This is a genomic window from Helicobacter pylori (assembly GCF_003637665.1).
Taxonomy (GTDB): domain Bacteria; phylum Campylobacterota; class Campylobacteria; order Campylobacterales; family Helicobacteraceae; genus Helicobacter; species Helicobacter pylori_CK.
Genome location: NZ_MVWR01000001.1, coordinates 314351 through 324633 on the forward strand (window position 1 = coordinate 314351; position 10283 = coordinate 324633).

At 37.0% G+C, this 10283-nt stretch carries 6 protein-coding genes, 1 tRNA gene and 1 pseudogene; all 8 read right to left on the reverse strand.

What is annotated here, in order from left to right; all coding sequences use genetic code 11:
- Positions 1 to 5: 5 nt before the first annotated feature.
- The gene (pqqE, locus tag EAL49_RS01580) at positions 6 to 1340 is read right to left on the reverse strand and encodes a zinc protease PqqE (protein ID WP_120828426.1); all 1335 of its coding nucleotides are present in this window, start codon (positions 1338 to 1340) and stop codon (positions 6 to 8) included.
- Complete coding sequence (locus EAL49_RS01585; RefSeq protein ID WP_120828427.1) at positions 1337 to 2392, reverse strand: quinone-dependent dihydroorotate dehydrogenase; 1056 nt, start codon at positions 2390 to 2392, stop codon at positions 1337 to 1339. Before EAL49_RS01585 ends, pqqE begins: the two co-directional genes overlap by 4 nt.
- Positions 2393 to 2428: 36 nt before the next feature.
- The gene (locus EAL49_RS01590) at positions 2429 to 4456 is read right to left on the reverse strand and encodes an RNA degradosome polyphosphate kinase (protein ID WP_120828429.1); all 2028 of its coding nucleotides are present in this window, start codon (positions 4454 to 4456) and stop codon (positions 2429 to 2431) included.
- A 94-nt stretch (positions 4457 to 4550) separates the two neighbouring features.
- Positions 4551 to 4628, reverse strand: a tRNA-Pro gene (locus EAL49_RS01595).
- A 266-nt stretch (positions 4629 to 4894) separates the two neighbouring features.
- Positions 4895 to 6010: a restriction endonuclease subunit S gene (locus EAL49_RS01600; protein ID WP_120828431.1), complete on the reverse strand. Its 1116-nt coding sequence runs from the start codon at positions 6008 to 6010 to the stop codon at positions 4895 to 4897.
- Positions 6003 to 7634 (reverse strand): N-6 DNA methylase, encoded by a 1632-nt coding sequence (locus EAL49_RS01605; protein ID WP_120828433.1) that lies wholly within the window; start codon positions 7632 to 7634, stop codon positions 6003 to 6005. Before EAL49_RS01605 ends, EAL49_RS01600 begins: the two co-directional genes overlap by 8 nt.
- Positions 7624 to 9906 (reverse strand): DEAD/DEAH box helicase family protein, encoded by a 2283-nt coding sequence (locus EAL49_RS01610; protein WP_240461633.1) that lies wholly within the window; start codon positions 9904 to 9906, stop codon positions 7624 to 7626. The genes EAL49_RS01605 and EAL49_RS01610 overlap by 11 nt, the downstream gene beginning before the upstream one ends.
- 173 nt (positions 9907 to 10079) lie before the next feature.
- A pseudogene (locus tag EAL49_RS08575) lies at positions 10080 to 10158 on the reverse strand (type I restriction endonuclease subunit R); the annotation flags it as partial.
- Positions 10159 to 10283: the final 125 nt, after the last annotated feature.

The following is a 10283-nucleotide window of genomic DNA, read 5'->3' on the forward strand; positions in this document are numbered from 1 at the left end:
CTCTTTTAAGGTTTCAAAAACACGGTGGTTGATTGGGTGTCTTTAAAATATTCATTAGCCACACGCACCAAATCGCTCACTTTTAAATCCAAAAATTGTTGCTGATAATCCGTCAAGCCTTGAATATCGTTTTGCACTAAATAGTCCGCAAAAAGCCCCGCAACATCGCTAGAACTTTCTAAATTAGAAATAAAATCAGCTTTTTGATTGATTTTGAGCTTGTCTAACTCCGCTTGAGTGATTTCGCCTTTTTTAAGCTTTTCTAAAAGCGCTACGATTTCTTTTTGTAAGGCTTCGGCTTTGACATTAGGATTACCCCCCGCAATGAATAAAAACACGCTTTCATCTTGTAATTGCATGTTGTGCGAGAAAGCTTGAGAAGCCAGGCGTTTTTTATCCACTAATTCGCTTTGCAACCACGAGCTTTTACCTTCGCCTAAAAGCCTGCTTAACGCATCTAAAGCGACTTGATCTTTATGCTTGAAAGCAGGCACTTTATACCCAAGGGCCACCCATTCTAAATGGACCCCATCTTTATGCACGACTGCCGTTCTGGCTCCATCTTGCTTAGGCTCTTTCATGTAAGGGGTGGGGATAGCTTTTTCATCAAGGTTTTTTAAGGATTCAAAATGCTTTTTACTCAATTCAAAAACCTTTTGGGAATTGACATCGCCTACCACTAAAATAATAGCGTTTTTAGGCTGATAATAGAGCGAATGGAATTTTTTAATGTCTTTTAAAGTCCAGTTTTGAATATCATCCATAAAACCAATGGGCGTCCAATGGTAGGGGTGATAGACATAAGCGGTGTTAAAAAAGCGGAAATAAAGCATGCCGATAGGGGAATTATCAGTGCGCCATCGCCTTTCTTCAGCGACCACTTGACGCTCAGGCAAAAACTCATCTTCTTTTAAATTCAAAGAACCCATGGTTTCAGCGAACAATTCTAAAGACTTATCCAAGTTGGCTTGACTGGTTTTAATGAAATAGCGCGTGATATCAAAGCTCGTAGAAGCGTTACTCACGCCCCCAAAACGCTTAACGATTTTATCAAATTCGCCGGCTTTAAGGTTTTTGGTGCTTTTAAAATTCAAATGCTCTAACATGTGAGCGATCCCGCTCTTGCCCATGACTTCGTTTCTAGAGCCGACTTTATAAAGCACATCCACTTCTATAACCCCGGTTTTATTTTCTAAGGGGACGCTTACGACTTGCAACCCGTTTTTTAAGGTAACGCTCTCATGTCTGGGTAAGTAAGATTGTGCGTGCATGCTCGCTCCTAAAGTGACTAACAAGACAGAACTAAGCCCTAAAAGTCTTTTAACAGAAAAATATCTCATCTTAAATCCGCTCCTATAGCCTCTTTAACGCTCAAAAATCCATCTTTTTGGAGTAATTTTACCAAATCTTTAAGAATATTTTGGCATAAATTTGGCCCGTTGTAAATAAAAGCGCTATAAATTTGTAACAGACTCGCTCCCATTTTAATCCTTTCATAAGCTTCTTTGGCATCGCTAATCCCCCCCACAGAAACAAGAACGCTTTTATTGAAAAAAGCTTTAGCCAATTCTTTAAAGATTTCACGGCTTTTTTTAGTCAAGCATTTCCCGCTCAAGCCCCCCATTTCTTTAGGAGCGAACACCAGGCTTTTATCAATGGTCGTATTAGTCGCAATAATCCCATGCGCTCCTGCTTCAATAGCGCTATTGACGATTTCTAGCATGCTATCTATTTCTAAATCTGGGGCGATTTTTAAAAATAAAGGTTTATGGGTCATTTCTTTAGCCATGCAAAAAAGCTCATTCACAAACGCTTTATTTTGTAAATCCCTTAAATTAGGGGTGTTGGGCGAAGAAAGGTTGAAAGTGTAATAATCGCCAATGTTTAAACATTGATTTAAAACCGCCTTGTAATCTTCTAGGGCATGCGCTTGCTCTATGTGTTTGTTTTTGCCTAAATTGATGCCAATAGGGGTTTTATAAGGGGCGAAGCGCTTAAACGATCTCGCTCCCAAAACCGCCCCGTAATTATTAAACCCCATCGCATTTTGTAAGGATTCTTCTTCAATGTGCCTGAAAAGCCTTGGTCTTTCATTCCCCACTTGCGCTTCATTGGTGAGAGTGCCTGCTTCTAAATAGCCAAACCCAAAAGCAATTAACGCCCTGAGCATGGAAGCGTTTTTATCAAAACCGGCGGCTAAACCTAAGGGGTTAGGGAAGTTTAAGCCTAAAATGTCATTTTCAAGCTTTGGGTTTTTATAACCCCATTGAGAATGGATTAAATTACACAAAAAGGGCGATCTAGAAAGCATTCTTAAAATCTTGCAAACTTTTTCATGCGCGTCTTCAGCGTCCAGGCTAAAAAGATATTTTTTTAATAACGAATAAAGCATTTAAATCCTTATCTTTTATGATTTGAACGATAACCTTTAAAAGGTTTTAAGGGCTTGTTTTTCAAAATAATCCTGTGAATTTAAAGGATCGTTAGGGTTTGAAACTTTAGCGTAACGGCCTTTAGAATTTAACTCGTAGCGTTTTAAAGTGTCTTTTAATTGGATTTCTAAAATATGCAATAATTTATGAGCGATCTTTGGGTTTGTGGCGGGAATGAGCAATTCCACGCGCCTTTCTAAATTCCTGGGCATTAAATCCGCGCTAGAAAAATAAATATTTTCATGTTTAAAATAATAAATGCGTGCATGTTCTAAATATTTCCCCACAATGGAATACACCCTGATATTTTCGCTCAAGCCCTTGACTTGGGGCTTTAAACAGCAAATCCCTCTAATAATGAGATCAATTTTAACCCCTTTTTGAGAGGCTTGATAGAGCCATTCAATGATTTCGCTATCCACTAGGGCGTTGGCTTTTAAAATGATATAGCCTTCTTGTTTGTGATTCATTTCATTTTGGATTAATTCAATGATTTTAGGCTTGATCTGTTTGGGCGCCATAAAAAGCGTTTCTAATGCGCTATTAGTCGCACTGCTAGTGAGCAAGGAATGGAAAAGCTTGATAATGTCGTTAGCGATTTCATTTTTAGCGCTAAAAAAACTCACATCGGTATAGACTTTAGCGCTCAAAGGGTTGTAATTGCCCGTGCTTAAATGGGTGAAATGGCGTAATTGGTTGTCTGTTTTTTTGGTGATTACGAGCATTTTAGCATGCACTTTGAGTTTGAAAACGCCATAAACGACTAACGCGCCCGCCCTTTCTAAAGCTTTTGCCCAATGCAGATTGCTTTCTTCATCAAAGCGCGCTTTTAATTCCACTAAAACGCTCACTTGAATCTTGCTCGCCGCTTCAATTAAGGCTTTGACAATGGGGGAATGCTTGCCCACACGATAAAGCGTCATTTTGATAGAAAGGGTGGTTGGATCGCTAGCGGCTTGCTCTATTAAATCAATCACAGGCTCAAAACTTTCATAAGGATGAAACAGCAACAGATCTTGCTTTTCTATGGATTTGAAAAGATCGTTTTCATTGAAATGAGGGTGGATTTTGGGCGTGAAATTGGGCGATTTGAGCGCTTTAAAATCGCTGTGATTGACCAATTCCCACAAATCCCCTAAATTGAGTATGATCATGCTTCTATAAATATGCATGCCGGTGAGTTTGTGCTTTTTGTAAGAGTGGGTTTGAAAACTCCTTAAAGACGCTAAAAGGGTTTTTAAAAGCTCTTGACTCCCTTTTTGGGTTTGCAAGCGCACGATTTCGCCTTGATTTCGTTTCCTCAAACTCTTACTCATCAAATCCGCATAATCATGCGCTTCATCTTCAGTGATAGCAATATCCGCATCGCAAGTTACCCTAAACGCCATGCAATCTAAAATCTCATGCTCTAAAAACAATTCTTCTAAATGCGCTTCTACGATTTCTTCAGCTAGCACGAACAAGCCCTTTTCTAGCTCTACAAAACGGAAGATAAAAGAGGGGAGTTTGATGAGTGCATAGGAGGTAATTTGGGTTTCTTTGTCTTTAATGCGGGCAAAAAGCGCGAAAGTCAAATTCGCTAAAGGCGGGAAAGTGTGCGAAGAATCCAACTTAAAAGGCAAGACTAACGCATAAAGCTGCTCTTTAAAATAGGTTTTAGCCTTCGCTTTTTGCTCTAGATTCAATTCATTATAGGGGGTGATACAAAGCCCTTTTTTAAAGAGTAGGGCTTGGATTTTTTGGAATTCCAACTCCCTTTCTTCAATTTCATGCGCTAAATAATGCTTGATTTTTTCCAGTTGCTCTTCAGGGCTTGCGCCATCAATGCCTTTAGAGGCGATTTTATGCTCATAGAGTTGTTTAAGCCCTGCCACTCTTATCATGTAAAATTCGTCTAAATTCGTGTCATAAATGGCTAAAAATTTCAAGCGCTCTAATAAAGGCAAGCTCTCATCTTTGGCTTCGTTCAAAACCCTTGTGTTAAAAGCTAACCATGAAAGCTCTCGGTTAAAGAAACGATTCAATAGAAATCCTTTCAATCATCATGTTTAAAAATTGATTTTGTTTAGTGTGATTATATAATGAAACGATAATGATTGAAGCTTTTTTAAAAAGTCATGGTCGGAGTAGCGGGATTCAAACCCACGACCTCACCCACCCCAAGGGTGCGCGCTAATCAGGCTGCGCCATACTCCGCAATCAAAAAGGGCTATTCTAATATAAGTTTTCTTAGTTATTGCTTATTTCTGGTTTTTATTTGTTGTAGGTTAGACACAAAAACCTAAAAAATGCTCAAAGGCATTTTTTAAAATAAAAATATAAAAGAGCTTGACGCTAGTCAAGTGATAGCTTATTGAAAAGCGGTCTTCTCGGGTTAGGGGGGTTTATTAAGGGGGTTAAGGGGGTATTATCGCAAAATACCCCCTATCCCCTTAAGGAAATGAGTTTTACTATAAGATTTTTTATTTAGGTTTGATAGGTTTGACTTGCTGTTTTAGGAGTAGGGGGAGTAGGAAGTCCCTGATTTGTTCTAATTTTTTAGAAGTTCTTGTGTTAATGGATATAAGCGTGAGTAGAGGTATTATAATTTGATTAAATTTTTTAATTTCATGCACGGACGGCATGTAAATGGGATATTTTTTAAGCAAATTTTTTTGTAAGTGTTTAAGGCTAGTTCCTTGAAAAAAGCTTTGATTGATATGGTTTTTTATGCTTGAAAGCAGTAAATATAAATAGTCGCTAAATTCGTTAGCGCAAATACACCAAGTATCCGTTGAATAAGAAGCTTTGCCTACATAAAATTTAATACCAGCATTACCCCCAGTATTTAAAAAGCAATTTCTGCCATCAATGATCGCTTTAGGATAGGATAGGGTATTATCTCCGCTTGTAAAAAAGGGGTATTTATCTTGGGTTTTTTGGGCGTTTTTGACCATAATACTGGATTTAGGATTTTCAATAATGATTTGTTCTAGCTTTGCATTTTTAGGTTTGTATTTGAAATAATATTCATAGACTTTATGAGCGAGGTTGTGTAAACGCTCATTGATTTTGTGGTTGTTCTCTATTTTTTGATCTAAAATAGAAAGCGTGCGGGCTATTTTTTGTTGTGTTTCTAGTGGGTAAAGTTTGATTTTAATATTAAGAAAATCTAAGGGCGTGATAGAGGGGTAGCTAGAAGTTCCACATTCTGCAATGCGTTGCAAGTAATGAGTGATTTTATCTTGCGTAATATAGTAATACAAATAATCAGGGTCTAATTTTTTTAAGTCTATAATATCTATTATGATGAAAGCGGTAGAAACTAAAAAATTTTTTGGAATTTCTTTGATAATCCCAAAGTGGCGTTGGTTAGGTCTTACACTAGAATAAATAATGCTATTAAGAGAGCATTTTCGTTTCGCTCTTGAAGGCAATTTTTCTTTTGTTAAATCAATTTTTAGAAAAGCATTTATTCTATTATTTGTAATGTTGTCAGTATCTAAATAACAAACTTTTTTGTAATTGTCTTCTTTAGTGTGGTTGTTTTGATTGATAGCAATCACTGAATTATTTTTTAAATCTAAAAGTTTAGTCATAATTAAGATTTCCTAAAGTTTCTAAAATTTCTTGTTGCAAGCTCTGGCTTTCATCAAAAAGGCTTGTGAGTTCGCTTGAATATTGCTGCATTAAGTTTTCAAACTTCGCTTGGCTGATTGTCTCGCTCGTGTCTTCTATAGTGAAATACTGCCCGGGGTTTAGAGAATAATTTTTTTCTGTAATTTCATCAAAAGAAACCAGAGCGCAAAAATCCGCTTTTTGGGTTTTGTTTTGAAAAGTTTCTAAAATCAAATCAATATCGCTCTTTCTTAAGCGCGTTTTTTTGTTTTTGTTTTCGGTGTATTCTTCGCCGAGTTTGGAAGCGTCAATCAAGATCACTTCCTTTGCACTTGGCGTTTTTTGAAAAAAGATGATGCTCACGTTAGTGCCGGTGTTGGCAAAAACTTGACTGGGCATGCAAACCACCCCATAAACGAGCCTTTCATCTACTAAATGCCTGACAATCTTATTTTCTACCCCGCTTTTAGCGCTGATGAATCCGGTTGGCACGATAATAGCCCCCTTACCCTTATGGCTAAGCATGTTCAAGCAATGCTGGAAAAAGAGCGTGTAAATGGGCATTTTGCTTTTATCGTTTTTAGGGATATTAGGCACGCCTAAGAAAAAATCGTTTTTGTTTTGCGAAATTTCGGCATGCTCGTTGGAAAAATCCAGCTTGAAAGGGGGGTTACTCACGATGTAATCCATTTTCCCATGACATTCTTTAGAATGGTAGGGGTTAGTTAAAGTGTTTCCCTCAATGGCGTTTTTTAAAGAGTGGGTCAAGTCGTTTAAAATCAAGTTGAGTTTGAGCATTCTTAAGGATTTTTGCGAAATGTCTTGGGCATAAAGGGTGCAAGAATCCGTGCCTATTTGGTGGGCTAATGCCATTAAAAGCGTTCCTGTGCCTGCACTTGGGTCATAGATTTTGACGCTTTGAGTCGGCTCATTAATTAAAAGCTTAGCAATGATGCTAGCGATGCTTAAAGGGGTGTAGTATTCGGCGTATGTCCCTCCGCTGTTGTTATTGTAATCTTTGATTAAGTATTCAAAAATGGGGGCGAAAAAATCATAGCCTTGTTGGTTTTTTAGGTTTAAAAAAGCCTGTTTGAAATTAAACTTTTTGAGTTTGTCCAGTAAGGCTCTTGCAAAATTAGCCCTTTTAGACTCTTCATTAATGTATTGTGAGACGCTTTCAAATAAAGCGATAGTGGTTTTATCCGTGCTTGTGGTGTTAAAAAGCTCGGCATTATTGCTAGAAATACGATTAAAAATAGCGTCTAGCTTTAGGTGTAAATCGTTATCGTTAAAATGTTTTTCAAAAAGATAGCTTAAAAGATCATCATAGGCGAGTTTGGGGAGTCTTTTATCGGTTAATGTAATAAAGAAATCTTCTTTTTCTTCTTTTTTAAAGTCTTTGTAATCTTGTATTTTTTGGTTGGGGAATTCTTGTTCAAAAAGGAATTCAAACTTATCGCATAAGAATTTATACAAAAAGCATTGCGTGATGATCTTGTATTCGTTGCCGTCGTTCCTTAAACCAAAATTCGTGAAAATGACTTTTAAATCGTCAATGAGGCTTAGGGTGTCTTGTTTGATTTGCAATAAAGCGTTATTGGGCATGTGAATTTCCTTGATGGTGGTTTTGCGTGAGATTGTTAGAAAGGGTTTGAGCGATAAGTTCTGTTTCTTTTTCTAAATCTTTTAAGGAGGGGTTTTTTTTGAAAGCTTCCCTTAATTCTGCTTTTATGGCATTTTCTAGATAATCTTTGTCCTCTAAGATTTCTTGACGCTTAGAAATACGCTCATCAAGAGCTTTTTTGAGCGCGCTTAAAAGCGTGAAAATTCCTGTTGGGTTAGAAAGGTTTTGCTCCATAAGACGCTCCACAAGGTGCTTATGCGCGCTCGCATAAGATAAATCATTATCGTATTTGTTTAATAAGTGGGTGGTTTGTTCTTTGTGTTGTTTGAGTTGTGAAACAAACGCGCTCAAGGAATGAGAAATTTCTTCAAAATTTTGGCTCGTTACGGGCGTTTGGAATAGTTTTAAAAAGTCTTTAGAAATCTTTTGGAGTTCTTTATCTTTTGGATCTTGGATTTTTTCTAAAATCTCTTTAACTTGCTCTTGTTTGGCGCTAATCTCTTCTTGTTCTTTAAAGCGTAATTCTTTGCTTTCTTTAAACTCTATTTTAAAGTCTAAAAGAGCGATGAGATCTTCTAAAATAATTAAATCGTTTGGGTTTTTAGGCTCATTGATGTTTTTTAACGCATGGAGGTGTTTGGCTTTTTGATGAAGCATTGAAGAGATTTTATGGATCTTTTCAATATCCATTTTTTCTTTTAGTGAAAGGATTTTTTCATCATTAGAAGTGCGGATTAAATTGTAGCGCTCTTTGAGCGTGTTAATGGCGCGCGAAACTTTTAAAAGCTCGTTCATTGTGCTCATACCAACAATGGCGCTAGTCATGGCCTCTATATCATCAATGGGGTAATCAAAAAGATCGTCATAGGCGTTTTTAATGTCTTCTTCTAAAATCTTACGATCCGCAAACATGTCTTTGAGATTAGAATCGCTATTGGCATTGCTTTGATTGAATTGGTTTAATTCTTTCAAGTAATCATCAGTCGTTTTGTCAAAATTCTCTTGAATCCCTACAAAATCTATAAGATAGCCAAAAGACATGTTGTTATAGGGGCGATTCACTCTGGCTAGGGCTTGGAGTAAATTGTGATCTTTTAATTCTCTGTGGATATAAAGGCGTTTGAGACTGGGTAAATCAAAGCCGGTTAAAAGCATGTTAAACACAAAGACTATATCAGTATCCCCATGCTTAAAAGAATAAATCTTTTCTTTGACTTCTTGTTCGTCATGCAAAATCAGACTGGATTGGAGTTTGTTTAAAATGTTTAAGTTAGGGTTTTCTTGCCGGACTTTTTCTTGGACTTCATTAAAAAATAAATTAGCTAACTTGGCTTGGGCACTTGAAAAACAAACCACCATAGCCTTTAAATTTTCATCATTATTTACACGCCTGAAATTCAATAAATCTCTGATGATATAATAGAGCATTTCTTTAATGTATCTTTCATGATTAAAAATCCTTTCTTTTTTAACCTCTATGTCTTCAATAGTGATGCTTTCTTGTAAAAGGCGATAGATTTCTTGTAATTTTTCTTTATAACTCTTTTCAATGATTTCTAATTGGAGTTTTAGGGTGTGTCTGTCTTTAATGGATTCTGCATAAGAATAGGTGTGCAAGTAGTTGCCAAAAGTGTTTTTAGTGGCTTTATCTTGCACGTTGTTTTCTAATAGGGGCGTGCCTGTGAGGGCGATTTTTACCGCTGTTTTGTCGCATTCTATCAAATTAGCGTAAAAACAACCTTTAGGGTCATAGCTCCTGTGGGCTTCATCTATGATAAACACCCTTTGTAAATCATGGTTATCTTTTGTCGCTTCTTGTAATTCTGTTTTAGAAACAATTTCTTTAGGAGCGCTAGAGAGGTCTTCATTGGGGGCTTTTTCTTCATTAGGGGATTTGAATTTTTGGATATTCACAACGATGATTTCATCATTCCCTTGAGGGCCTTCAAACACGCTAGCGTTTTTTAATTTTTGGCTCAAATCCTCTTTATTTTCTGCCTCATGCACACAAAGGCCTCTTTTTAAAAACTCGTTTTTGGCTTGTTCTAATAAATCCAACCTGTCCACAATAAAATAAAATTTAGTCTTTTTGTTTAGCGGGCTAAAAAAGTCTCTGATGAGTTTGGTTAAATGGTAGGTTAAGGCGGTTTTACCGCTGCCTTGCGTGTGCCAGATGATGCCTTTTAGAGGGTCTTTGGGGTTCGTTTCATAATGCTTTTGCAATTCTTTTAAAACGTTCAAGCTCGCAAACATCTGCGCATATCGCCAAATGTGTTTTTTAAGCTCTGATTTTTCTTTTAAGAAACTGATACCGTATTTTAGGATAAAGCAAAGCCTTTTGTGAGAGCAAAACGAAGTTAAAAGGGAGTTTGTGGGGGTGTCTTTAGAGCTTTTTAGGGTGTCGGTATCTTTAAGGTTGAATTCTTTTAAGACGCGTTTTTGAATTTCTTCAAGCGATCGATGGTTTTGATGGTTTTGATCATTTTCGGGGGGGGGGGGAATATCTTGTTTTATTTGTTTACAAAACAGCTGTAAAAAGGGGGCGTAGTGAGGACATTATAAAACGCCTATACAGGGGTGTGTTTTTTATACGGGGGTATATTTCCTATAAAGACCACTTTTTGTTAAAG

What these genes read in the sequence shown, in the direction of transcription:
- pqqE (WP_120828426.1), bottom strand. Translation starts at nt 1,340, where the DNA reads ATGAGATATTTTTCTGTTAAAAGACTTTTAGGGCTTAGTTCTGTCTTG.
- EAL49_RS01585 (WP_120828427.1), bottom strand. Translation starts at nt 2,392, where the DNA reads ATGCTTTATTCGTTATTAAAAAAATATCTTTTTAGCCTGGACGCTGAA.
- EAL49_RS01600 (WP_120828431.1), bottom strand. Translation starts at nt 6,010, where the DNA reads ATGACTAAACTTTTAGATTTAAAAAATAATTCAGTGATTGCTATCAAT.
- EAL49_RS01605 (WP_120828433.1), bottom strand. Translation starts at nt 7,634, where the DNA reads ATGCCCAATAACGCTTTATTGCAAATCAAACAAGACACCCTAAGCCTC.
- EAL49_RS01610 (WP_240461633.1), bottom strand. Translation starts at nt 9,906, where the DNA reads ATGTTTGCGAGCTTGAACGTTTTAAAAGAATTGCAAAAGCATTATGAA.